We start from the raw sequence: 23,182 nt of genomic DNA on the forward strand, positions 1-23,182 counted from the left end.
TAAGGCCAGCCACGGGCGCGGGGGCGGCCGTCGTGAACGGCGCGCCTCGCCAACTACGCCGCGCGGTCCGTGGGCTTCTGCTTGGGGGCGAGCTGCTCTTGCAACTCCTTGAGTTCGCGACGCATGGCTTTGAACTCCTTGCGCATCTCCGGCAGCTTGGCCATGGCGGCGAACTGCATCTTCTGCTCGCGTACCGGCTTGGCGGGGGCGCCGAGCATCACGGCGTCTTCGGGCACGTCGTTCGGCACGCCGGCCATGGCCGAGATCACCGCCCGATCGCCGATGCGAACGTGGTCGCGAACGCCCACCTGTCCGGCCATCACCACGTAGTCGCCCGTGGTCGTGCTGCCGGCGATGCCGACCTGCGAGCAGATCAGGTTGTGGCGACCGATCTGGCAGTTGTGGGCGATCTGCACCAGGTTGTCGATCTTGGTTCCCTTGCCGATGCGTGTGGGGCCGTAGGCGCCGCGGTCGATGGTCGTGCCGGCGCCGATCTCCACGTCGTCGGCGATCTCGACGTTGCCCAACTGGGCGGCGCGGGTGTGCTTGCCCTCTTTCTGGCGGTAGCCGAACCCGAACGATCCGATCACCACGCCGCTGTGGAGCTGGCACCGATCGCCCACGACCGTCCCCTCGTACAGAGTGACTCGCGGGAAGAGCTTGGCGCCCTCGCCGACCTGGCAGCCGTCGCCGACCACGCAATGGGCGCCGACCGCCGCGCCGCTCTCGATCGTCGACCCCTCGCCCACGATGGCGTACGGGCCGATCGTCACGTCGGCCGCAACGCTCGCGCTGGCGGCGATCACGGCCGTGGGGTGAACGCCTGTGGGCGCCTTGGCCCGCGCGGGGCGGAACTGGCGGACAATGCGAGAGAACGCCGCGTGGACGTCTTCGACCACGAGCAACGGCACGCCGTCGGCCTCGACGCCGGGCGGGACCACCGCGGCCGCCGCGCCCGATTCGCGCAGCCGCTCCACCCGGTCGGGAGAGTCGACCAGCGTGATCACGCCGCTCTGGGCCTCGTAGAACAGTTCGTCGAGGGGCTTGGCGTCGGTGATGGCCGAGGCCTCGATGCCTACCGCCGTGCCGCCAACCAATTTAGCCAACCGGGCGAGCGTGGTGCGTGGCGCCTTGCTCATGGGGAGTCCTTTCTCAGGCCTTGCGACTCGCATAAAAGAGAGTCGCTTACCCTCGCGGCGCTGCGAATCCGTACGCTAGCGTAGGTGGCGCGAGGGGGCGTGTTGATTTTGGCGGATCGTAGCCGTGTGGCGACCGCCGCGGCAATATCAGCTTTCGACGTTTTACCGCCCCGCCCACCCCTTGGGCTGGCGCCCCTCAGGACCGCCCAGCGGTTGGGCTAGCGTGGGACGCCGCGGCGTTGCCCGCTCGACGGTCGAGGGCTACGATTCGCACTCGCCCCTTGCGGGCAAGCCCCACTCGACCCGCCCAGCCGCGATCCCCACCCGAGGCCCGCCACGCACGCCACGCCCCCCCAAGACGCCCCCTCCCCCGCCGACGCCCCCTCCGCGTCCCGCGAGCCGCGCGGCAGGCGGTTCTCGCGGCTGCTGGGGCTCGTTTGCTTCGTGCTGCTGATGACCTTCGCGGTCGCGATTTCGGCCATCTATTGGACCGCCACCGCTTCGGTACCGGAGTACGATCAGATCATCGAACGCGAGCCCGAAGCGGTGGAGCAAGACCTCCAGCAATTCGAGAGCCAGCTAGCCGCTCTCTACAGCGACGCCCAGAAGCGGCCCGACTGGAGCACGGTCGTCACGGCGGGGCAGATCAACGCCTGGCTCGCGCGGCGGTGGACCAACGACTACCCGAGGCTCAAGGCGGCCGGTGTCGACGACCCGCGGGTGCTGATCCGCGGCGAAGACGTGACTCTAGCGTTCCGAGTCGACCGCTCTTGGATAGACGCGGTCGCCACGATCGGCGTCCGCCCATTCCTCAGCGACGAGGGAGAGCTCGGCGTCGAGATGCTCAACGCCCACGTCGGCCGGGCGGCGATGCCCCTGGCGCGGCTGGCGGCGCTGCTCGAAGACGCCTTGATGCGTTACCAACTGCCGGTCCGCTGGGCGCAAACCGATGGCCACCCAACCTTGCTGGTTAACGTGCCGCTCGTGGCGAGCGACGACGACCAACAACGGCGGCTCGAGGCGTTGGAGCTGCGCGACGGCGAGATCTATCTCAGCGGCTCGACGGTCGACAGCAATGCCGAGCCTGACGACGCAGCGTCTGACGACATCGAATCTGACGATGCTGCGTCAGGCGACGCCACAGAAAGCGGCCCCTCAGCGGAGTAATGCAATCCTGCTGTGGGACACTCTTGCGAGGCTCAGCTTATCACCGGCTCAATTCTTAGAAGCTCAGCCGCACTTCTCGAGCAGCGCGTCTTTGCCCATGCGGTCGCAGAAGTCGCCGAACGACTCACTCGGCTGGCGCTCGGCTTTGAACAACTCGAAGCACTTACGGAGCTCGGGCACGATCTCGTCGGACGGCACCTTGTCCTTGTAGATCCAGTTGAGCCGGTGCCCCAGCCGGCTGCCGCCGAGAAACAGCGTGTACTTGCCCACCGCGCGGCCGACCAGTCCGATGTCGGAGTTGTAAGGCCGGGCGCAGCCGTTCGGACAGCCGGTCATGCGGGTGGTGAACAGCTCGTCCTGCAAGCCGAGCTCGGCGAGCATCGTGTCCATCTGGTCGATCATGCCGGGCATGAACCGCTCGCTCTCGGTGATCGAGAGCCCGCAGGTCGGCATCGCGGGGCAGGCCATCGACCAGCGGCGGGCGAGACTCACGTCCTCGGTGAGCGGCACGCCATGCGACCTGAGCACCGACTCGAGCCGCGACTTATCTTGCGGTTCGATGTCGCAGAAGATCAGGTTCTGGTGCGGCGTGATCCGCAGCGGCGGGGCCAGCGTCGTGCCGATCTCGCGCAACGCGGACTTCAGGCGAAAATCGCCCTCGTCCTTCACGCGGCCGTTCTCGATCGCCAAGCCGTAGTACCACTTGCCGTCGCCCTGCTCGCCCCAGCCCATGCCGTCGTTGTGCTCGGTGATGGCCACCGCGCGGGGCGCTTCGAGCGCTCCGCCGTAGTACTCCTCGACCTTGGTCTTGAACTTCTCCATGCCCCAGTCGTGGACTAGGTACTTGAGCCGCGCCCGCTTGCGGTCGGCTCGGTTGCCGAAGTCGCGTTGCACCTTGAGCACCGCCTCGGCGGCGGGGATCGCCTGGTCGGCGGGGACGTAGCAGAGCGCCTTGGCCACGGCGGCGAAGGTCTTCTCGGCGCTCGGCGTGCGGCCGAAACCGCCGCCGACGACCAGGTCGTAGCCGACCAGCTTGCCCCCTTCGACGATGCCCAAGAAACCGATGTCTTGCGAGTAGATGTCGGCCGAGTTGTCCTCGGGCAGGCCGACGCCCATCTTGAACTTGCGTGGCAAGTAGGTCGGGCCGTAGATCGGCTCGACCGGATCGGGCCCGCCGTCGCCGCCGCCCGCCAGCTGCTTCTCGCCCGTCTCTTCGTCGGAAATCCACAACTCGTGGTAGGCGCCGGTGCGCGGCTTGAAGTGTTCCTTCAGGTCCCAGCAGAGCTTCTGCATCTCGTCGTAAACGACGTTCGCCTTGATCGGCAGCGGCGAGCACATCATGTTGCGGCAGACGTCGCCGCAGGCGGCGAGCGTGGTCTGCTGGATCTCGTTGACCCGCTTGATGTAGTGCCGGAGATTCTCCTTGAGCACGCCGTGCAGCTGGATCCCCTGGCGGGTGGTGAGACGGATCGTCGTGTTGCCGATCTCGTCGCACAGGTCGAGCTGCGCGAGCAGCTGCTCGCTGGAGAGCACGCCGCCCGGGATCACCGAACGGATCATCATGCTGTAGTACTTGCCGCCCGGGACCTTGTTGGCCTTGGCCTCTTTGCGGCGGTCGCGGTCGTCCTGCTCGTAAGTGCCGTGGTGCTTGAGCAGCTGCATCGCCTCGCCCGTGAAATTGGGCTCGCCGTTGACCAACTCCTCGGCGATCGGGCCGCGCAGGTAGTTGCTAGCGGTCTTGAAACCTTCGACGGGGCTGAGCTTCTCTTCGCTCATCGCGATCCTTTGTGCTTTCCGCTGCTTACGCAGAACGAGTAAGTCGTGTAGTTTGTCGGGCCCAATGGGCCTTGAATCATAGCGGCCTGCGGGGCGGGAGGCCATATCGCCCGCCGCGTCGCAATGTCGCACCGAACCCCCAGGAAACCGCATGGCCGAGGCCCCCCGAAGAACCCCGGCCGTCTGGCTCGCCACTGGTCTGGGGGTCGGATTGGTCTCGCCGACGCCGGGCACAGTGGGCGCCCTGTGGGGCGTGCCGATCTTTCTGGCGGTGAGCCAGCTGCCCAGCCTCGGGTTGCAGTGGGTCGCGATGCTAGCCCTGGTGGCCCTCGGCGTGCCGATCTGCACCCGCGCCGGCCGTGACCTGGGGGCCGGCAAGGACCCGCAGGCGATCGTCTGGGACGAGTTCACCACCGTCCCGATCGTGCTGGCGGTGGCGCCTCGCGGCTTGCCGTCAGTAGACACGATCGCCTGGCTGGCGGCGGGGTTCGCCCTGCACCGCATTTTCGACATCAGCAAACCGTTTCCCTGCCGGCGGCTGGAGCTGCTGCCGGAGGGCTGGGGCGTGATGGCCGACGACGTGATGGCGGCCGCCTACGCGGCGGTCGTGCTGGCGACACTCGCCGCGATGTGCCCGGTCGTCTGAGGCCCCGCTCGCCGGGGGCGTGGTCCGGGGGATATATTGGGGAGCTTCCGCCCGCGCCGCCCCCGACACTCCCCGACGCAATGCCCGCCCAGATTATCGACGGCAAACAGATCGCCCAGCAGATCCGCTCCGAGCTGGCGGCCGAGGTGGCCGAGTTCATCGAGAACAACGCCGCCACCCCCTGCCTCGCCGCCGTGCTGGTGGGCGAAGACCCGGCCAGCCAGGTTTACGTGCGCAACAAGGAGCGCGCCTGCGAGGCGGCCGGCATGGTCAGCAAGCTGTTCCGCCTGCCGGCCGAGACCACCCAGGACGAGCTGCTCAGCCTCATCGCCAAGCTCAACAAGGACGCCGAGGTCCACGGCATCCTGGTCCAGCTGCCGCTGCCGCCACAGATCGACAGCGAACGCGTGCTGCGGGCGATCCACCCGTCCAAGGATGTCGACGCCTTCCACCCGGAGAATGTCGGCCTGATGACCTTGGGCAAGCCGCGGTTCCTGCCCTGCACGCCGCACGGCGTGTTGCAGCTGCTGAAACGCTCGGGCGTCGAGACAGCCGGCAAGCGGGCCGTCGTGGTGGGACGGAGCGACATTGTCGGCAAGCCGATGACCTTGCTCTTGGCCCAGAAGGGCTGGGACGCCACGGTCACGATCGCCCACAGCCGCACCACCGATCTGGCGGCCGTTTGCCGCGAGGCGGACGTGCTCGTGGCGGCCGTCGGCCGGCCGGAGATGATCACCGGCGACATGATCAAGCCGGGCGCGGCGGTGATCGACGTCGGCATCAACCGCGTGGACAACGGCACGCCGAAGGGCAAGCTCGTGGGCGATGTCGCCTACGACGCCGCCGCCGAGGTGGCCGGCTGGATCACGCCCGTGCCGGGGGGCGTGGGGCCGATGACCATCGCCATGCTGCTGCACAACACGCTCACGGCGGCCGCCGCGATCGAGCGGTAGACGTGTTCCCCTCCCCCTGGTGGGGAGGGGAGTTACGACGTCGATGTTAGCCTTCGAGAGCCCGCAGCGCCTCGAGCACCTTCGCGTCGTGCCCGTCCACGCTCACGCGTCTCCAGAGCTTGGCGACTTTGCCAGCCGAGTCGATCACGTACGTGCTGCGTTGAATGCCCATCGACTTCTTGCCGTACAGCGTTTTCTCGCGCCAGGCGCCGTACTTCTCGGCCACTTTGTGGCCGGGGTCGGCCAGCAGTGGGAAGTTCAGCTTGAACTTATCGCGGAAGGCGGCGTGGCTCGCCTCGTCGTCGGGGCTGACGCCGAGGACCGTGGCGCCAAGCTTTTTGAGCTCCTTGCTGGCGTCGCGGAAGGCGCACGCCTCGCGGGTGCAGCCCGGGGTGTCGTCTTTCGGGTAGAAGTAGAGCACCAAGGGAGAGCCCTTCAGGTCCGCCAGGCGAACCTTCTCGCCTTGGTCGCTGGTCAGAGTAAATGCGGGGGCCCGTTCGCCCACCTCGATCCAGCCGTCGTCCGCCGCCATGCTTTGCCTCGTTTTTTCCTGGAAAACCAAGTCTGGGGCCGATCCGCGACGCGGAGTCGTCGAATCGACCCGAACCTATTAGAATAAGGGCAGGGTTTCGGGGAGAAGATCCCCCCCACCCATAGCCGCCCAGCCGGGCGCCCTTAAACCACCCGTACCGCAAGTACGCCATCGTACGGCGCCGATTGCCGACGCCAAGCCGCCCGTTCCGAGAGAGTTGATCATCAGCGAGAGCCCCGACACGGACCGTGAAGACACGGACACGCCTCCCCTGGACATGCAGCCCCACGTGGTTGTGAACGAGGAACAGTCGAAGCGTAGCCTCGCCCTCGCCATGGCGGCCGCCGAGACGGCCCACGACAACCGCGGCACCAATATCGCCGTGCTCGACCTGCGGCGCGTGACGCCCGTGTTCGACTACTTCGTGGTCGCCACCGGCACGAGCCGCCGCCAGCTGCACGCCATCAGCGAGGAGATCGACCACCGCCTGGAGGACGAGCTCAAAGACAAGCGGATGGGCATCGAGGGCTACAGCGAGAGCCGCTGGATCTTGCTCGACTACGGGTCGGTGGTGGTCCACCTGTTCGACGACGAAACGCGCGATTACTACGCGCTCGAGAACTTGTGGGCCGACGCCGAGCGCGTGCCGCTGCCGTGGGACGATGAAGCCGGCGACGACACACCCGGTGACGACCCCGCGTCCGAGGCCTCCTGAGCAATCGGCCTGTTGGAGGGGTCTCTGACCCCGATGGTGGTGCGCCAGCCGGACTGCGCTGGCAGCGCGTTATCGGCGCCGAAGGCGCCTCCCACAATCACGCCGGCGTCGGAGACGCCTCCCACATTTCACCGCCCTTTCTCGCTATCCTGCCGTCGCACGCCGCCTTGCGGCGGAGCCTTCTAACCGGCATCCTCGTGGCATGAATATCCTTGCTGAACTGCGCGGCCGATTCGCCGCGGCGCTCGCTGCGCTGGCCGACGACGCCCCCCAAGGGGTCGCCGCCGCCGACCTGACGCCCTTCGCCGACATGGTGCTGCCGAGCCAGGACGCCAAGTTTGGCGACTACCAGGCCAATTGCGCCATGCCCCTGGGCAAGAAGCTCGGCAAGCCGCCGCGCGACGTGGCCGCCCAGCTCGTCTCGGCCCTCAAGCTGAATGACATCTGCGACGAGCCCGAGGTAGCCGGCCCCGGGTTCATCAACCTGCGGCTGCGCGACGCCTGGCTCGCCGAACGGCTGACCGAGGCGCTCGGCGACACCGAGAATCTGGGCGTCTCGGCCGTGGCCGAGCCGCGCACTTACGTGCTCGACTACTCGAGCCCGAACGTCGCCAAGCCGATGCATGTGGGCCACATCCGCTCCACGGCGATCGGCGACGCACTCGCCAAGGTGCTCCGTGCGCTCGGCCATCGGGTGATCACCGACAACCACATCGGCGACTGGGGCACCCAGTTCGGCATGATCATCTACGGCTACAAGCACTTCGTCGACGAGGCCGCCCTGGCCGCCGACGCGGTGCCCGAGCTGAGCCGGTTGTACCGCCTCGTGAATCAGATCGGCGACCACCAGCAGCTGGCCGCCACGGGCGTGCCCGCTCTGGAGGCGAAGATCGCCGAGGCCGAAGGCCGCGTGGCCGATCTGCAAGCGGCGCCCGCCCAGGACGACAAGAAGAAAGAGAAGCAGGCCGCCAAGAAACTCCGCCAAGCGGAAGGGCAACTCGCCGACCTGCGCAAGGAGCTGGCGGGCGCCCAAGAGAAACTCGCCGCGTTCGAGGCCGACGCCGAGCTCAGCCGCCTCGCGGCCGAACACCCGGCGATCGGCGCGTCGGCCCTGGCCGAGACCGCCAAGCTGCACTCGGGCGACGAGGAGAACGTTGCGCTCTGGGAGCGGTTCCTGCCCGACTGCCTGGAGGTGATGGACGAAATCTACCGCCGCTTGGGCGTGACGTTCGATCACACGCTGGGCGAGAGCTTTTACCACGACCGGCTCGCCCCGGTCGTCGAAGACCTCCAGGCAAAGAACCTCGCCCGCGAGAGCGACGGCGCCATCTGCGTGTTCCTCGACGGGCACGACGCGCCATTCTTGGTGCGTAAGAAGGATGGCGCCTTCCTCTACGCCACCACCGACCTGGCGACGATTCGCTACCGCATGGAGGAGTGGCGGCCGGACGCCATCCTGTACGTGGTCGATCACCGCCAGAGCCTGCACTTCGAGCAACTCTTCGCCACCGCGCGGCTGTGGGGCTTCGACGACTTGGAGCTCGAACACGTCTCGTTCGGCACGGTGCTGGGCGACGACGGCCGGCCGTTCAAGACCCGCAGCGGCTCGGCCGTGGGCCTGATGGGCCTGTTGGACGAGGCGGTCGAGCGGGCGCACAAGATCCTCTCCGAAAACGACGACGCGCGACCCGAGCCGATGCTCTCGGCCGACGAGCGACTCGAGGCCGCCGAGCGGATCGGCATCGGCGCCATCAAGTACGCCGACCTCGCCCACAACCGCACCAGCGACTACACGTTCAACTACGACAAGATGCTGGCGATGAACGGCAACACGGCCGCCTACATGCAGTACAGCTGTGCGCGGGTTAAAAGCATCTTCACCCGCGGCGGAGTCGACGCCGCGTCGCTGCGCACGCCGGGCGCCGAGATCGTGCTCGACAGCCTCGCCGAGCGGGCGCTCGGGCTTGAGCTGCTGCGGCTGAGCGAGACGCTCGCGCGCGTGGCGGCCGACTACAAGCCGAACCACCTGACGGCGTATCTGTTCGACCTGGCGAGCCGCTACTCGGAGTTCTTCGAGCACTGCCCCGTGCTTAAGGCCGAGAGCGAAGAACTCAAGACCAGCCGCCTGCGGCTCTGCGACCTGACGGCACGCACGCTGGAGCGCGGCCTGGGGCTATTGGGCATCGAGACCGTCGCGCGGATGTGATTTCCTGCGTTTCTTCGGAGAATCGTCAATGGCTAGCAGACTACGCCTCTCACTCGCGAACTTGCTCTTGCTGTCAGTGGCGATCGGCGCCGTTGTGTTCGCATTTGTTCTCCGCGAGAACGACCGCCGGTTGATCTCCAGCCAAGCGGCTGAGGTCAAAACTCTTCGGCAGGAGCGGCTTACGCTTAGCCAGCAGTTGGGCGTGCTCGACATCGCCGACCCAATCAAGGCCTACGTCATACAGGTCGAGACGGAAGAGACCCGTTTCAACCCGCGGCGCCGCCGCTACCGAGTCTATCTACCGGAACTGCACCCAGAAGCCGAGTACATGTTGTATTGCGCTTCAGGCACGATTGCCTCGCAAGGATTTCCCTACTGGGAGGGATCGGGGTGGCCGGCCGAGACGTTTGGTTACAGCATTAGTGGTTCCAACATATCGCCCGGCGAGCTGACGCTAGATGTTCACCTCGTTACCACGGAGGAGGGTGATTTGCGTCTCGATCTGGTCTTGCTCGGGCACGGCAGCGCGATTGGCACAGGCTTGCACGACATGAGCTGGCTATTGGAACAACGGTCGTACAGATCGTACGACGGCGGCGTTGTCGGCGAACAAAAAATCCATGATCCCCTGGGGCCTATCCCCGTCATGCGTTTACTAAAAAAAGAGCACCTAAACGACGAGCCAGCAACCGCCCCGGGCGTGCTAGTCTGGATCGATCCGAAGGCCAAGTTCGGCGTTCCCGGCTCACAGGGGCCCGCCTCGGCGGAAGAGGTCCGTAAGCTCCTGTCGACGGACTGAACGACGAGTCCAAGATGATGCCGTTGGCGGGCCCCACGGGATCGGCGTCAGACAGGAAAGCCGCGGCTTTGCTACCTGACGGCCCGCACGCTGGAATGCGGCCTGGGGCTGCTGGGCATCGAGACCGTGGGGCGGATGTCACGGAGGGCTAGGGTGTTTTCACCCACCCACGCGCTCTACTTCTTCGCGGTTCAGCAGGGTCGGGCAGTGAATATCGCGTGAATCGCGCGATTATTACTGTCCATTCGTTGAGCCGGAGGACGAAGGCGCGTATTCTGTGCTTCTTGTACCGCTCCTCAACAGCCGCTCCGGGACGAACCACGTGACCCATCACGCCGCTCCGATGAATCTTCCGCTTCCTCACGGCACGACGCACCTGCTCGGCGCCGTGCTGGCGACACTCCTCGCCGCATCGAGCGCGTTGGCCGTGCCGATCGAATACCAGGACAACTACGACCTCGGCTACGGCGAGGGCTACACGGTCGGCTACGACAGCGGTTTCGCCAAGGGCGAGACGCGTGGCGAGAGCGAGGGCGCCGAGCAGGGGCACAACGACGGCTACGAGATTGGCTGGGACGAAGGCTACGGCCCGGCGTACGACAGCGCCTACGACGCCGCCGTTCCCGCGGGCAAAGCGGCCGGCTACAAGTCGGGCATGCAAAACGGCTTTGTCGAAGGGTATACCTGGGCGCCCACTTACTTAGCTTCCTTCGGAGGTGTTGGAGTCGAAAAAACCGGTAGCGGCTCATTCACCATCTGGCTGGACGGCTATAGCGGCTCGGTCACTGTCACCAATGGGATACTCAACTTCGGCTCTGGAGTGGTGGTCTATTCGGGCGTGTCTCCGACCATAGATTACGAACAGAAGTACTACGACCAGGGCTATGACGATGGCCGCGAAGAAGGCTTCGATCTGGGCGACGCCGAGGGCTACGACTTCGGCTATGAAGCGGCTTATGGCCCGGCCTACGAGCTTGGCCGTGAAGAGGGCGTCACCGAAGGGATCGTCAGGGGCGAGACCGATGGCGGCGGCGATGGCTTCGAGGCGGGCTGGGACCTTGGCGAGCCGGTCGGCTACGACGCCGGCTTCTACGCCGGGGTCGCCTACGCCACGCTAGGAGGCTCGCTCGAAGATTTCGTCCCCGCCGGCCTCAGCACCGATGCGGTCCAGACCCAAATCCCCGAGCCGGGCGCCCTGGTGCTGGCCGTGGCAGCCCTGGCCGGGCTTCTCCGGCGGCGTTAAGCGCCTGCCGCTAAACGATCTCGCGTTCGAAGCGAGCGAAGACCATCCGCCCCGCGCTCGTCTGCAGCACGCTCGTCACGACGGCGGCGATCTGCTTGTCGAGGTGCTCGCGGCCCGACTCGATGACGACCATCGTGCCGTCGTCGAGGTAGCCGACGCCCTGGTGCGATTCTTCGCCCGGCTTGACGACACGCACCTCGACCGGCTCGCCCGGCAGGAAGATCGGTTTGAGCGCGTTGGCGATGTCGTTCAGGTTCACGACCCCCACGCTCTGCAGCTTGGCCACCTTGTTGAGGTTGTAGTCGTTCGTAACGACCTTGCCCTCGAGGTGCTTGGCCAGCAGCACGAGCTTGCGGTCGACCGGCTGGCCGGCGAACTCCGGCAACTCGCGGTCGAATATCGTCAGGTCGGCCGTGGGGTTGCCGCGCAGCTTGTTGAGGATGTCCAGCCCGCGGCGGCCGCGGTTGCGGCGTGTCTTGTCACTCGAGTCGGCGATGTTCTGCAGCTCGGCGATCACGAACTCGGGCATCACGAGCGGGTTGTCGAACACCTGGGCGTCGACCACGTCGGCGATCCGGCCGTCGATCACCACGCTCGTGTCGAGCACCAACGGCTTGAGGCCCTTGGTCTGCTTGGCGAACTCGACGTACGGGATGATGAAGCGGAAGTCGTCCTTCGTCTGCAGCAGCACCGTGATGCAGGAGTAGCAGACGACGGTCGAGATCGCCAACCGGAACCAGTCGGCGAGCCACGAATTGGTTTGATCGCTCGGCAGGATCGGCGTGAGAGCCAGCTGGAACACGTACGACAAAAACAGGCCGATGATCGTGCCGAAGTAGATCGCCGTGATGATGTCGAGCCGCTTCTGACGCGCCATCGCGTCGGCCACGATCACACCGCCCGCCACGAGCATCACGCCCAGGAAGCTGAGCCACGGCAGCAGGACCGACTCGCTCTCGACGGTCGGAGACCGCGCCAGCTGGAAGCCGAGCGCCGTGGCGACCATCAAGAAGACCAGCCGGAGGATGATCAGCGACATAGCGTGCGGGCGGGTAAGACGGGGGGGATGAATGCGTGCGGCGCGGAGGCCGCGGATCACCCTATCTTACACGCCCAGCGCAAGCGCCGGCCAGCAGAGGCTCGCCCCGGCCGTCGCCGCGCAGCGGCGCTAGCCGTGCGCAGGCGGCGTGACCGTTACGACCGACCGGCGACCGATCCCTCAGCAGCAAACGGCGAGGGGCTCAGCGTGAGCCGCTCGTCTGACGCACGGCGCCGTCGACCCGCGGCTTGGCGGCCTGCTTCGTGGCGGGGGGCGCGTGCGACGTGCCGGCCAGGTAGTTGTCGATCCGCGATCCGGCGCGGATGCGGTCGAACTCCTCGGCCATCGCCAGCCGGAGCTTCTTCTCGTAAATGTCGCTGGCGAGGATCTCGCGGACCTCGTCCTGGCGAACCTCGATCGGCTCGGTGCGTCCCTCGCACTTGAGGATCACGTACTTGTCGGCCACCTGCGTGATGCCCGAGAGCTCGCCCTCGGAGAGGCGGAAAGCCACCTCTTCGAGCTGGGGCTGGCCGCCGTTCTTGCGGATCGGCGGCACCTCGCCGCGGAGGCTGCCGCTGGTGGGCTCGATCGAGTACTCGGCCGCCAGGTCGCCGAAGTAGTCCATCGACGGGTTCTGGCGGGCCTTGTCCCAGACCTCTTGGGCCTGACGCATCGAGCCCATGACGATCGCCCGGCAACGGACCCGCTCGCCGTAGTTCGCGTCGAAGCCCTTGGCCAGGTCTTCCTGGGTGACCTCCACGCGGTTCTTGGTGAGCGCCTTGAGCGCCGCCGACGGCCAGACCGAGTCCCGCAGGTACATCTCGTAGCTGACGCCCTGCTCCTCGGTGGCGACCTCGGCCCACTTCTGCAGGTCGGGCTTGCCCGCCGCGTCGACCACGCCGGCCAAGCGCGCCGCGTGCGCCATCTCGGCGTTCAGCTCTTTCTGCGTGACCTCGGCGCCCGAGCGCTTGAGCTGCTGACGGAGCAGCATCTGCGAGATCTCGATCTCCAGCACCTGCTCGCCGTGACGCATCAGGCACTCGGAGCCGAGCTCCTTCATCGTCACCTGGTCGCCGTTGACCGTCGCCACGACGCCGGGCATCATCTGCCGCAGTTGCGGGTCGTTGTACACGTTCTTGATCGTGGCCGATCCCTGCAGGGTGGCGAACAGGTTGTTCGCCACGCCGCGGAGCTTCTCTTCCTTGATCCGTTCGGCCAGCTCGTCCTGCACGTCCGCCAGCGGCACGTCCCGCGGCGGCACGCGGCCCTCGCACTTGAGGATGGCGTGTTGGGCGCCGACGCTGACCACGGGCGAGATCTGGCCGGGCTGCATCGCGAACGCCGCCCGCTCGATCGCCGGATCGCCCGTGTGACGGCGGATCGGCTGGATCAGGCCGCCGATGCTCGCCGAGTTCACGTCCTCGGAGTGCTGCATCGCGAGGCGGGTGAAATCGTCCGGCCGGGCCACGACCTCGCGGCGCAACTGCTCCGCCTTCGCCGCGTCGGAGACGACGATCAGGCGGGTGCGGATCGAGGCGCCGAACCGCGCCTCGTAAGCTTTGCTGATCTCTTCGGGCGTTGCCTGCAGGTCGTCGGCGGCCAGCTTACGCAGCGCCAGCGTGGGCCACAGGATGTCTCGCTTGTACTCATTGGCGCTCACGTTGCGCTCGTTCTGCAGCAGCTCGAGCCACTGCTCGCGGCCGAGCTTGAAGCGGGCGGCCATGCGGTCGACTTCGGCCTCGATCTCGGCGTCGGTCACGGTCAGGCCACGCTTGCGGCAGTGGTGTTCGATGAGCCGCTTGTTCACCAGGCTCTCGAGCACGCTCTCGCCGTGGCGTTCGACGCACGCCTCGACGAGCGTGGGGCGGCTGATGTCTTGGCCGTTGACGATCGCCATCACGTCGTGCTGCGGCGCGGGCACGTCGGCGGCCAGGGACAGGGCCGGGGCGATCAGTAAAGCCGTCGACATAGCGGCGGCAAGCAGCGAGGGGCGGGCCATCGCGGTTTCTCCGTAAACCGTGTGCGGGATAGGTGCGGGACGCGTCGCGCGGCCGGGCGGTGCGCCATCGTGGCGCACCGCCGGCGGCGTGGGCAACCAAGCTAACGCGCCGGCGAAGAAACCGGCAAGACGAACTCGCCCGCGATGCTGGCGCCGATGGGCCCGCGATGCTAGCGCCAGTGGGATAGTGGCGCTGCATCCGAAGGAGATCGTGGTTGTGAGAGGCGTCTCCGACGCCGATTACGGCACGCCCGCCAACTGTGCTAGCATCGCGTTATCGGCGTAGGAGACCCCTCCCACATCAGCACGGCGCGGTTCGCCTGCCGGCCTACTGCTCCATCACCTCGGCCTCTTTGGCCGTAGCGAGGTCGCCCGCCTGGCCCTCGTACTTTTTGGTGAGCTCTTGGACGTCGTCCTTGTAGGTCTTGCTCTCGTCCTCGGAGAGCTCCTTGTCCTTCTCGAGCTGGTCGATCGCCTTGTTGGCGTCGCGCCGCACGTTGCGGACGCTGACCCGCGTCTCTTCGGTCAGGTCCTTGCAACGCGAGACCATCTTCTTACGCACGTCGCCCGAGAGGGCCGGGATGTTGAGCCGCACCACCTTGCCGTCGCTCTGCGGCGCGAGGCCCAGGTCGCTGGCGATCACCGCCTTCTCGATGTCCTTGATCACGCTCGGGTCGAACGGGCGGATCACGAGCTGCTGCGGCTCGGGCGCCGACACGCTGGCAAGCTGCTTGAGAGGCGTCGGCGAGCCGTACGCGTCGACCTTCAGCGAGTCGACCATGCCGGGGTTCGCACGCCCGGTGCGGATGCCGGTCAGGTCGCTCTTGAGCTTCTCGACAGCCTTCTCCATCCGCTCCTCGGCGTCGAGGAGGATCTCGTCCACGTTCATCGCCCGATCCTTTCGAAACCCTAATGACCAAGCCCCACTGACCAAAAAGGCCCGTGGAGCAACGGATTGGTCATTGGGGCTTGGTCATTGGTCATTCAAAATGAAAAAAGAGGGTATCTACTCGGTACTCGATTCACGCCTTAGTCAGCGATTCGGCCCCCACCAGCGTGCCGATCGTCTCGCCGCGCACCGCGCGGTCGATGTTGCCATCGGTGCGGAAGTTGAACACCAAGATCGGCAGGTTGTGCTCCATGCAGTGGGCGATCGCCGTGGAGTCCATCACCCGCAGATTCTTGTCACGGACCTCTTTGTAGGTGAGGTTGTGGTACAGCACGGCGTGGGGGTTGGTCTCGGGGTCGTCGCTGTAGATGCCGTCCACGCGGGTCGCCTTCATCAGGATGTCGCAGTCGAGCTCCAGCGACTTCTGGGCGGCGGCGGTGTCCGTGGTGACGAAGGGCGCTCCGGTGCCGGCGGCGAAGATGACGATCCGGCCCTTCTCCAGGTGACGCGAGGCGCGGCGGCGGATGTACGGCTCGGCGACGCCGTCCATCTTGATGGCGGTCATCAGCCGCGTCGGGAAGCCGAGCGACTCGATCGCGTCTTGCAGGGCGAGGCCGTTGATCACCGTGGCGAGCATGCCCATGTAGTGGGCCGTGGCCTCTTGGATGCAGTTGTTGCCGGCCTTGAACTGGGCGCCGCGAAGGATGTTGCCGCCGCCGATGACGATGCCGACCTCGACGCCGAGCTTGGCCGCTTTGATCGTTTGGCGGGCGATGTCGACCACCTCGCTCATGACGATCCCCCGCTGCCCGGGCGGCACGAAGCTCTCGCCCGACAGCTTGAGGATGATCCGTTTGTAAGGGAGCGGAACGTCGGACATCGGGGAAGATCCAGCGGGGCGGGGGGACGACGCAAGGGGGGCGGGCGCCAGCGTTTCCAAGAGTCTAACCCCGGCGCCGGCGCCGCCAAAGACCCTCGCCCCCCACTGGAGTGTAGCACCCCGATGGGAGTGAGGCCCCCCATGCGCCGCTCGGCAAACCACGTTGAGCCGGTCGTCGACTCTTGCTAAGAGTCGCCGCCACCCCAGCCCACTAGCGCTACCCCCCGACGCCCCCACGCGGAGCCGCCACAATGGCCACAATGGACGAAGAGCAATCCCAGACCGTGCTCGAATCCGCACTCGAGAAAATCGCGGACTTCGACCTCACCGCCCTCTCGGGCGCGGAGTGGCAGGCGGTGCTCTACAGCTACGGTCTGTATTACGGCATGCGCATCGCGTTGGTGCTCATCATCCTGTTCTTCGCGATGACGGTCGCCGGCTGGGCTTCGGCCGCGGTGCGGAGCAGCCTTACCCGGCTGAAATTCGACCCAACCCTGACCAAATTCCTCGCCAAGCTCGCCCGCTGGGGCATTCTGGGGCTCGCGGCCCTGAGCTGCCTGAGCTACTTCGGCGTGGAGACCACCAGCTTCGCCGCGGTGATCGGCGCCGCCGGCTTGGCGATCGGCCTGGCGTTTCAAGGGACGCTCTCGAGCTTCGCCGCCGGCGCCATGCTGCTGATCTTCCGCCCGTTCAAGGTGGGCGACGTGGTGAACATCGCCGGCCAACTCGGCAAGGTCGACGAGGTCGAGCTGTTCACCACGGCGATCGACACGTTCGACAACCGGCGGATCATCCTGCCCAACAGCGAGGTGTTCGGCCAAGTGATCGAGAACATCACCTTCCACCCGTTGCGGCGGATCGACGTGGAGGTGGGCGCCGCCTACGACGCCGACATCGACGCCACCCGCGCCGCGCTCACCTCGGCCGCGGCGGCGGTCGAGGGCACGGTCACCAACCCCGAGCCGGCGATCGTGCTGGTGGGCCTCGGCGCCTCGAGCGTCGACTGGTCGGTGCGCGTGTGGGGGCCCACGGGCGACTACCTCGCGATCAAACAAGAACTGATCCGCAGCGTGAAGATGAGCCTCGACGCGGCCGGCATCGGCATCCCCTTCCCGCAGATGGACGTCCACTTCCTGACCGAGGGGGGCGAGCAGAAAGCCGCCTGACGGAGTTGACCACGGATCGCACGGATGGGCACGGATTGAGATCTCCAAGGACCTACGGTCGTTGGCAGGCGCCTCGCGACGTTCCGCCATCGAGTCGGTTAGGATAAGAGCGCCTTACCCCTAGCTCTTTTCTGCCGCGATGCCCCGCTCAAGCCCCCGCCGCACCACCGCCCTCGGCGACTCCGCCCTGCGGATCGAGTGCGCCGACAGCGCCGTTGCGCTGGCCGCCGCGCTCGCCGCGGCTGCGCCCACGGGGGTGACCGACATCGTGCCGGCCTACGGCGTGGTCGTGGTCCACTTCGATCCTTTGCATGCCGGCCAGGAAGCGGTCGCCGAATGGGCGGCCGGCGTGCGATTGGGCAAGGCCTCGAAGCAGAAACCGGCGGAGGTCGAGGTCCCCGTGCTCTACCAAGGGGAAGACTTGGCCGAGGTCGCCCGCCACTGCGGGCTCTCCGCCGAGGAGGTGATCGAACGCCACGCCGGCGCAGCGTACCGCGTGCGGGCGGTCGGCTTCCTGCCCGGCTTCCCTTACCTCGACGGCCTGCCGCCCGAACTCGCCACGCCGCGGCGGGCCACGCCGCGCACCCGTGTGCCGGCCGGTGCGGTCGGCATCGGCGGCGCCCAAACCGGCGTCTACCCGCTCGCCTCGCCCGGCGGGTGGAACCTGATCGGCCAAACGCCGATCGAGCTGTTCGACCCCGACCGCGAGCCCCCCGCGCTGCTGCGGCCGGGAGACATGGTGCGGTTTCGGCCGATCGACGGCGAGCGGTACGAGAAGCTCCTGCAAGCCGAGGAGACCATGGCGGCAGAAGGCAACGACCGGGCGCTGAGCGTGGCGGCCATGAAGGTGCTCGACGGGGGCGCCCAAACCACGGTGCAAGACCTCGGCCGGCCCGGCCTGCAATCGATCGGCGTCACGCCCGGCGGAGCGATGGACCCGGTCGCCGCGCGCCTGGCGAACCTGCTGGTCGGCAACCGCGAGAACGCCCCGCTGCTTGAGGCGGTGCTACGCGGCCCGAAGCTCCGCGCGCAATGCGACGTAACCGCGGCGGTCGTCGGCGGCCACGGCGAAGCGACGGGGCGTCCCTTCTCGCTCGCCAAGGGCGACACGCTCGACGCCCGCCAGATCGCCCCCGGCGCGCGGGCCTACGTGGCCGTCGCCGGCGGCGTCGGCGTTCCGCGGCGTCTCGGCGGACGCGGCGCCAACCTGCGAGCCGGACTGTCGGGAATGCTCGGACGAGCGCTCGTGAAAGGCGACCGGCTGGGGCTGCTCGCCACGACCCCCCCGCCAAGCGCCGCTGGCCATCATTGGTTCGTCCGCCCCGAGACGCTCACACCGGCCGACCCCGAAGGCAAACTGCGAGTGCTGCGCGGCCCGCAGGCCGATTGGTTCAGCGAGGAGGCATGGCGCCGTCTGCTCGGCGAAGCGTTCGACGTGGCGCCGCAGAGCGATCGCATGGGCGTGCGGCTCGCGGGCCCCACGCTCGCAACGAAGCAAACGGCCGACATGATGTCGGAGCCGGTCGTGGCGGGCGCCATCCAGACGCCCCCCTCGGGCGATCCGATCGTGCTCGCCGCCGATCGGCAGACGATCGGCGGCTACCCGGTGATCGCCTGCCTGGCGACGGCCGATCTGCCGCGATTGGGACAGCTGCGGCCCGGCGATCAGGTCCGCTTCCGCGAGATCGATCGGGCCGAGGCGCTCGCGTTGCTTAAAGAGCGAGAGAAGAACTTCGCGGTCCTGCGGCGGGGACTCGAACTCCGTGGCTGACCCCCTCAACAAGCCCGGTTCGCGGCGCACGATCGACCTGAACGGCGACGTCGGCGAGGGCGTGGGCGACGACGCGGCGTTGATCCCGCTGCTCACCTCGGCCAACCTCGCCTGCGGCGGCCACGCCGGCGGCGCGCAAGCAATGAGCGAAGCGATCGCCTGCTGTCTCGCCAGCGGTGTGGCGATCGGCGCCCATCCCGGCTACGAAGATCGCGAGAACTTTGGCCGCGTCGCGGTCGCCATGTCGCCCGCCGCGTTGGAAGCGATGGTCCTCAGGCAAGCCGCGGCGCTGCAAGAACTCGCCGCCAAGCGGGGGGCGGCCGTCGCGCATCTCAAGCCGCACGGGGCGCTCTACCACACGGCGTCGATCGACGCCGCCGCCGCCGGGGCCGTCGCCGAGGCGGCGGCGCGGCTCGGCCCGCGCACCGCCCTGGTCGGCCCGGCCGGAAGCGAACTCGCCCATGCCGCGCAGATTCGCGGCTTGCCGTTCGTGCGCGAGGCGTTCGCCGACCGCGCCTACAATGCCGATGGCCACCTAGTCCCGCGCAGCGACCCGCGCGGCGTGATCACCGACAACGCCCACGCCATCGCGCAGGGGCTGCGGCTGGCTAGCGCCGGTGAGGTTCAAACCGTCGACAGAGCCATTGATGGGGCCGCCGAAGGGGCCGTGGTGCGGGTCCCGTGCGACACGCTCTGCGTCCATGGCGACCACCCGGGAGCGATCGCCCTCGCCGCCCAACTGCGAGCGGCTCTGATCCATGCGGGCGTCGAACTGCACACAGCCGGCGTACACCGCGGCTGAGCAGCCCTCACCATCAGTCCTCGCTCACCACCCGTCCCCACTCACGGGCAGGCCCCCCTTACCAACGGGCCGGGCCGATCTGGTAGATTGTGGTGAACCGAGTCCGCCGTCCCGTCACTACCGAACCAGCCCAGCCTTCCCACCATGCCCGACGCCCCCCGCCCGCTCGCTCACGTCGTTTTCTTCACTCTGAAGGATCGCACGAGCGAGAACGTTCAGAAGCTCATCGACTCTTGCCAAGAGCACCTCACCGGCCACGAGGGAACACTCTTCTACGGCGCCGGGCCGCGGGGCGAAGAGTTCGACCGACCGGTGAACGACAGCGAGTACGACGTCGGCCTGCACGTCATCTTCGACTCGAAGGCGTCGCAAGACGCCTACCAGGGCCACGAGCGGCACCAGCAATTCATCGCCGCCAACAAAGAGTCGTGGGCGCAGATCCGGGTGTTTGACACCTACCTGTGAGCCCCCCCCGCGGCGTGCAACGCCGCGCCGGTAATGACAACTCGGTAGGTCATTCGCCGAGGGTCAAGCCGCGCGACGCGCCCTGATCGAGGAGCCCCTCGCGCATGTCGCAAGTACGGCCGGCGTCGAGGTCCGCTTCGCCACGGCTGATCAGCCGCTCGCTGCGGTCGCGCTGTGAGGCGTTGAGTGGAGCGAAGACAATCGCCCCCTCGCCGAGCGAGGCGACATTGGCGAGCGACTCACCGACGTACGCCTCAACACTCGCATAGCCGTGCGCCGAGGCCTGCTCGACGAGGCGCTGTTCGAGACTGCTGGAAAGGTCGATCTGCATCCGTGTAGTTTCGCACGGGCGGCTACAGGCCCCCAGAAGCCCGTCGTCCTGGCTAGAGCGGTTTTCGAATTGTTGTGGACGAGCGGGGAAGCGATTGGCGGCGTGGCGAGGAAGCCGAAGCAGGCAATGCGGTGCATTGTCGATGCAGGCTGACGAAGCCATGACGCCGATCGCGAGCCGAGCGTCTGCACCTATGAGCAAACCGCTCTAGGCCTAGGGGTCCCCCGGGATCTTGAGCAGGCCAGCCCCCCTAATACCGCCGCATTCGCCCCAAAACCCCCAAAGTGGCGTTTGGCCGGTCAGGTGGTACACTACCGTACCCCCGTTGCCGACTGACCTACTGAACAGCCGTTCCCTTCCGGCCCGATGCCCAATCTTCCCACCGACTTACCCGAGAACTTCATCAACCGCGAGCTCAGCTGGTTGGAGTTCAACCAGCGCGTGCTCGAAGAGGCGCAGGATGAGTCGATCCCGGTGTTGGAGCGGGTGAAGTTCCTCGCGATCTTCGCGTCGAACCTCGACGAATTCTTCATGGTCCGCGTGGCCGGATTGCGCGAGCAGGTGTTCGGCGCCCTCGCGCCGCAAGACCCGCCGCCGGACGGCATGACGCCGATGGCCATCCTGCAACGCTGCGTGGTGCGCACGCGCGAACTGGTCGAGCAGCAATACGCCTGCTGGAACGATTCGGTCAAACCGGCGCTCGACGCGGCCGGCATCGGGCTGCGCACCGAAGCCGACCTCACGGCCGCCCAGCGCAAGACAATCGACAAGTACTTCCGCCAGCAGGTGTTCCCGGTCCTCACCCCGATGGCGATCGACCCGAGCCACCCGAGCCCCCACTTCCACAACCGCGGCTTGTACCTGGCGGCCACCCTCAAGCGGCGTCGCGGCATCGGGCCGGAGCGGATGTTCGCCGTGGTGCAGCTGCCGCAGATGACGCCGCGGCTTGTGCCGGTCGACCCCGGCGGGACGACCGAGTTCCTGATGCTCGAAGACATCGTCGCCGCTCGCTTGCACGAGTTGTTCGTCGGCTACGACGTAGTGAAGTGGGGCGAGTTCCGCATCACGCGCGACATGGACATCGACCTGCTCGACGAGGAGGGAGACGACCTGCTGCGTGCGATCGAGGGCCGCCTACGCAGCCGCGCCCGCAGCGAGGCGGTTCGGGTCGAGGCGTCCGACCGGCTCGCGCCCGATCTGTTGGATGTGATCGTCAGAGAGGAAGAGGTGCACCGCGGCGACCCGGCCGACCCCTCGGCGTACGGCGAGGTTTACAAGGTCGACGGCCCGCTCGACCTGTCGTGCCTGATGTCGCTTCCGTCGCTCACCGAGCGCGGCGACCTGCTCAACCCGCCGTTCACCCCGCGGCTGCCCAACTCGTTGGCGATCAAGGGCGACCTGTTCGATCGCATCTCGGCGGGCGACGTGCTGCTGCACCACCCGTTCGACTCGTTCCAGCCCGTCGTGGAGTTCGTCACCCAGGCGGCCCGCGACCCGCAGGTGCTGGCCATCAAGCAAACGCTCTACCGCACGAGCGGCGACTCGCCGATCGTCAGCTCGCTGATCGAGGCCGCCGAGTCGGGCAAGCACGTCACGGCGCTCGTTGAGCTCAAGGCCCGCTTCGACGAGGCGAACAACATCTCTTGGGCCCGCCGCATGGAGCGTTCCGGCGTCCACGTGGTGTACGGCTTCATGAATCTCAAGACCCACTGCAAGCTCTGCCTGGTCGTCCGCCAGGAGGGGGGCAAGCGGGTCCGCAATTACGCCCACCTCGGCACGGGAAACTACAACCCGACCACCGCCAGGCTCTACACCGACATCGGCCTGTTCACCGCCGACCGGGCGATGACCGAAGACGTGTCGGCCGTGTTCAACTTCCTCACCGGCTACTCGCAGCACCACCAGTGGCAGAAGCTGGTCGTGGCCCCGGTGGACCTGCACGACCAAACGATCCGACTGATCGAGGAGCAGACCGATCGCGCCAGCCGCGGCAAGCCGGCCCGTGTGATCGCCAAGCTCAACTCGCTCGCCGACCGCGAGACGATCGAGGCGCTCTACCGGGCGAGCCAGGCGGGCGTGTCGATCGACCTGGTGATCCGCGGCATCTGCTGCCTGCGGCCCGGCATCGAGGGGCTCAGCGAGAACATCCGCGTCCGCAGCATCGTCGACCGCTTCCTGGAGCACAGCCGCATCCTGGTGTTCGGCGAGGGCTCGAGGCAAAAGGTCTACCTGGCGAGCGCCGACTGGATGCCGCGCAACTTCGAGCGCCGCGTCGAGGTGATGTTCCCGGTCGAGGACCCCGAGTTGCGGCAGCGGATCACGCAGGAGATCTTGCCGATCTACCTGAACGACAACGAGCGGGCACGGCTGCTCACCCCCAGCGGGTCCTACGAGCACGCGGCGCCCGGCAAATCGGGCGAGGAACGCCGCAGCCAACTGGAGCTGATCGACATCGCCAACGGCCGGCCCTCGGCGCCAGTCGTCACGGACACGAGCACCCCCAGCAAGCGCAAGCCCCCGGCCCGCAAGTCGGCCGCCAAAAAAACGGCGGTGACCAAGTCGCTCGCCAACGGCGCGTCGAAGACCCCCAAGCCCCGCAAGAGCGACACGCCGAAGTAGCGGGGGGCGGGCTAGCTACTGTTCGCAAAGAGGGGATGCACGGGC

20 protein-coding genes are annotated in these 23,182 nt (G+C 67.3%); 12 read left to right on the plus strand and 8 right to left on the minus strand.

All coding sequences use genetic code 11. From position 1 onward, the window contains the following. Nucleotides 1-53: 53 nt before the first annotated feature. Nucleotides 54-1,139, minus strand: a complete 1,086-nt coding sequence (gene lpxD, locus Mal64_RS10145) for a UDP-3-O-(3-hydroxymyristoyl)glucosamine N-acyltransferase (RefSeq protein WP_197525636.1) — start codon at nt 1,137-1,139, stop codon at nt 54-56. A gap of 453 nt (nt 1,140-1,592) precedes the next feature. Here lpxD and Mal64_RS10150 point away from each other — a divergent pair, with 453 nt between their 5' ends. Continuing rightward, nucleotides 1,593-2,306, plus strand: coding sequence for a hypothetical protein (locus Mal64_RS10150; RefSeq protein WP_146399722.1), 714 nt, complete (start codon nt 1,593-1,595; stop codon nt 2,304-2,306). A gap of 63 nt (nt 2,307-2,369) precedes the next feature. On the opposite strand, the gene Mal64_RS10155 is transcribed toward Mal64_RS10150, so the two are convergent. Then, on the minus strand, nt 2,370-4,148 hold the full coding sequence (locus tag Mal64_RS10155) for an NADPH-dependent assimilatory sulfite reductase hemoprotein subunit (RefSeq protein ID WP_315852803.1): 1,779 nt from the start codon (nt 4,146-4,148) through the stop codon (nt 2,370-2,372). A gap of 85 nt (nt 4,149-4,233) precedes the next feature. On the opposite strand from Mal64_RS10155, the gene Mal64_RS10160 reads away from it, so the two are divergent. After that, nucleotides 4,234-4,728 (plus strand): phosphatidylglycerophosphatase A family protein, encoded by a 495-nt coding sequence (locus tag Mal64_RS10160; protein ID WP_146399726.1) that lies wholly within the window; start codon nt 4,234-4,236, stop codon nt 4,726-4,728. Nucleotides 4,729-4,808: 80 nt separating this feature from the next. Further along, on the plus strand, nt 4,809-5,681 hold the full coding sequence (gene folD, locus Mal64_RS10165) for a bifunctional methylenetetrahydrofolate dehydrogenase/methenyltetrahydrofolate cyclohydrolase FolD (RefSeq protein ID WP_146399728.1): 873 nt from the start codon (nt 4,809-4,811) through the stop codon (nt 5,679-5,681). Between the two features lie 46 nt (nt 5,682-5,727). Here the strand turns inward: folD and bcp are convergent, their stop codons facing one another. After that, the gene (gene bcp, locus Mal64_RS10170; protein ID WP_146399730.1) at nt 5,728-6,213 is read right to left on the minus strand and encodes a thioredoxin-dependent thiol peroxidase; all 486 of its coding nucleotides are present in this window, start codon (nt 6,211-6,213) and stop codon (nt 5,728-5,730) included. 217 nt (nt 6,214-6,430) lie between these two features. On the opposite strand from bcp, the gene rsfS reads away from it, so the two are divergent. The 4 genes from rsfS to Mal64_RS10190 all read left to right on the plus strand — a co-directional run bounded on the left by rsfS (nt 6,431) and on the right by Mal64_RS10190 (nt 11,176). Further along, nucleotides 6,431-6,928 carry a ribosome silencing factor gene (gene rsfS / locus Mal64_RS10175; RefSeq protein WP_315852792.1) on the plus strand — a complete coding sequence of 166 codons (498 nt, stop codon included), beginning with the start codon at nt 6,431-6,433 and terminating at the stop codon, nt 6,926-6,928. A 202-nt stretch (nt 6,929-7,130) separates the two neighbouring features. Continuing rightward, entirely contained in the window at nt 7,131-9,134 is a 2,004-nt protein-coding gene (gene argS, locus Mal64_RS10180; protein ID WP_146399732.1) for an arginine--tRNA ligase, read from the plus strand. A 61-nt stretch (nt 9,135-9,195) separates the two neighbouring features. Continuing rightward, nucleotides 9,196-9,933 (plus strand): hypothetical protein, encoded by a 738-nt coding sequence (locus Mal64_RS10185; RefSeq protein WP_146399735.1) that lies wholly within the window; start codon nt 9,196-9,198, stop codon nt 9,931-9,933. 343 nt (nt 9,934-10,276) lie between these two features. Then, nucleotides 10,277-11,176, plus strand: a complete 900-nt coding sequence (locus tag Mal64_RS10190) for a hypothetical protein (RefSeq protein ID WP_146399737.1) — start codon at nt 10,277-10,279, stop codon at nt 11,174-11,176. A gap of 10 nt (nt 11,177-11,186) precedes the next feature. Here Mal64_RS10190 and Mal64_RS10195 read toward each other — a convergent pair whose 3' ends face one another. The 4 genes from Mal64_RS10195 to pyrH all read right to left on the minus strand — a co-directional run bounded on the left by Mal64_RS10195 (nt 11,187) and on the right by pyrH (nt 15,983). After that, nucleotides 11,187-12,215 (minus strand): PIN/TRAM domain-containing protein, encoded by a 1,029-nt coding sequence (locus Mal64_RS10195; protein ID WP_146399739.1) that lies wholly within the window; start codon nt 12,213-12,215, stop codon nt 11,187-11,189. Nucleotides 12,216-12,417: 202 nt separating this feature from the next. Further along, nucleotides 12,418-14,214 carry a peptidylprolyl isomerase gene (locus Mal64_RS10200; RefSeq protein ID WP_146399741.1) on the minus strand — a complete coding sequence of 599 codons (1,797 nt, stop codon included), beginning with the start codon at nt 14,212-14,214 and terminating at the stop codon, nt 12,418-12,420. A 328-nt stretch (nt 14,215-14,542) separates the two neighbouring features. Further along, nucleotides 14,543-15,103 (minus strand): ribosome recycling factor, encoded by a 561-nt coding sequence (frr, locus tag Mal64_RS10205; protein WP_146399743.1) that lies wholly within the window; start codon nt 15,101-15,103, stop codon nt 14,543-14,545. A gap of 133 nt (nt 15,104-15,236) precedes the next feature. Next, nucleotides 15,237-15,983: a UMP kinase gene (gene pyrH / locus Mal64_RS10210; protein ID WP_146399745.1), complete on the minus strand. Its 747-nt coding sequence runs from the start codon at nt 15,981-15,983 to the stop codon at nt 15,237-15,239. 251 nt (nt 15,984-16,234) lie between these two features. Between pyrH and Mal64_RS10215 the strand changes: the two genes are divergently transcribed. The 4 genes from Mal64_RS10215 to Mal64_RS10230 all read left to right on the plus strand — a co-directional run bounded on the left by Mal64_RS10215 (nt 16,235) and on the right by Mal64_RS10230 (nt 20,187). Further along, on the plus strand, nt 16,235-17,149 hold the full coding sequence (locus tag Mal64_RS10215) for a mechanosensitive ion channel family protein (RefSeq protein ID WP_146399747.1): 915 nt from the start codon (nt 16,235-16,237) through the stop codon (nt 17,147-17,149). A 139-nt stretch (nt 17,150-17,288) separates the two neighbouring features. Further along, on the plus strand, nt 17,289-18,920 hold the full coding sequence (pxpB, locus tag Mal64_RS10220) for a 5-oxoprolinase subunit PxpB (protein WP_146399749.1): 1,632 nt from the start codon (nt 17,289-17,291) through the stop codon (nt 18,918-18,920). Then, entirely contained in the window at nt 18,913-19,722 is an 810-nt protein-coding gene (pxpA, locus tag Mal64_RS10225) for a 5-oxoprolinase subunit PxpA (protein WP_197525637.1), read from the plus strand. Before pxpB ends, pxpA begins: the two co-directional genes overlap by 8 nt. 144 nt (nt 19,723-19,866) lie before the next feature. Next, a complete protein-coding gene (locus Mal64_RS10230) occupies nt 19,867-20,187 on the plus strand; it encodes a Dabb family protein (RefSeq protein ID WP_146399751.1) in 321 nt (106 codons plus the stop codon). A gap of 49 nt (nt 20,188-20,236) precedes the next feature. On the opposite strand, the gene Mal64_RS10235 is transcribed toward Mal64_RS10230, so the two are convergent. After that, on the minus strand, nt 20,237-20,518 hold the full coding sequence (locus Mal64_RS10235) for a hypothetical protein (RefSeq protein ID WP_146399753.1): 282 nt from the start codon (nt 20,516-20,518) through the stop codon (nt 20,237-20,239). Nucleotides 20,519-20,884: 366 nt separating this feature from the next. Here Mal64_RS10235 and ppk1 point away from each other — a divergent pair, with 366 nt between their 5' ends. Continuing rightward, complete coding sequence (gene ppk1 / locus Mal64_RS10240; protein ID WP_146399756.1) at nt 20,885-23,137, plus strand: polyphosphate kinase 1; 2,253 nt, start codon at nt 20,885-20,887, stop codon at nt 23,135-23,137. The last annotated feature ends 45 nt before the right edge of the window (nt 23,138-23,182 follow it).

The organism is Pseudobythopirellula maris, from assembly GCF_007859945.1.
Lineage (GTDB): Bacteria > Planctomycetota > Planctomycetia > Pirellulales > Lacipirellulaceae > Pseudobythopirellula > Pseudobythopirellula maris.

Coding starts and splice junctions, on each gene's coding strand:
- lpxD (WP_197525636.1), bottom strand. CDS start 1,139: ATGAGCAAGGCGCCACGCACCACGCTCGCCCGGTTGGCTAAATTGGTT.
- Mal64_RS10150 (WP_146399722.1), top strand. CDS start 1,593: ATGACCTTCGCGGTCGCGATTTCGGCCATCTATTGGACCGCCACCGCT.
- Mal64_RS10160 (WP_146399726.1), top strand. CDS start 4,234: ATGGCCGAGGCCCCCCGAAGAACCCCGGCCGTCTGGCTCGCCACTGGT.
- folD (WP_146399728.1), top strand. CDS start 4,809: ATGCCCGCCCAGATTATCGACGGCAAACAGATCGCCCAGCAGATCCGC.
- bcp (WP_146399730.1), bottom strand. CDS start 6,213: ATGGCGGCGGACGACGGCTGGATCGAGGTGGGCGAACGGGCCCCCGCA.
- argS (WP_146399732.1), top strand. CDS start 7,131: ATGAATATCCTTGCTGAACTGCGCGGCCGATTCGCCGCGGCGCTCGCT.
- Mal64_RS10190 (WP_146399737.1), top strand. CDS start 10,277: ATGAATCTTCCGCTTCCTCACGGCACGACGCACCTGCTCGGCGCCGTG.
- Mal64_RS10195 (WP_146399739.1), bottom strand. CDS start 12,215: ATGTCGCTGATCATCCTCCGGCTGGTCTTCTTGATGGTCGCCACGGCG.
- Mal64_RS10200 (WP_146399741.1), bottom strand. CDS start 14,214: ATGGCCCGCCCCTCGCTGCTTGCCGCCGCTATGTCGACGGCTTTACTG.
- frr (WP_146399743.1), bottom strand. CDS start 15,103: ATGAACGTGGACGAGATCCTCCTCGACGCCGAGGAGCGGATGGAGAAG.
- pyrH (WP_146399745.1), bottom strand. CDS start 15,983: ATGTCCGACGTTCCGCTCCCTTACAAACGGATCATCCTCAAGCTGTCG.
- Mal64_RS10215 (WP_146399747.1), top strand. CDS start 16,235: ATGGCCACAATGGACGAAGAGCAATCCCAGACCGTGCTCGAATCCGCA.
- pxpB (WP_146399749.1), top strand. CDS start 17,289: ATGCCCCGCTCAAGCCCCCGCCGCACCACCGCCCTCGGCGACTCCGCC.
- Mal64_RS10230 (WP_146399751.1), top strand. CDS start 19,867: ATGCCCGACGCCCCCCGCCCGCTCGCTCACGTCGTTTTCTTCACTCTG.
- Mal64_RS10235 (WP_146399753.1), bottom strand. CDS start 20,518: ATGCAGATCGACCTTTCCAGCAGTCTCGAACAGCGCCTCGTCGAGCAG.
- ppk1 (WP_146399756.1), top strand. CDS start 20,885: ATGCCCAATCTTCCCACCGACTTACCCGAGAACTTCATCAACCGCGAG.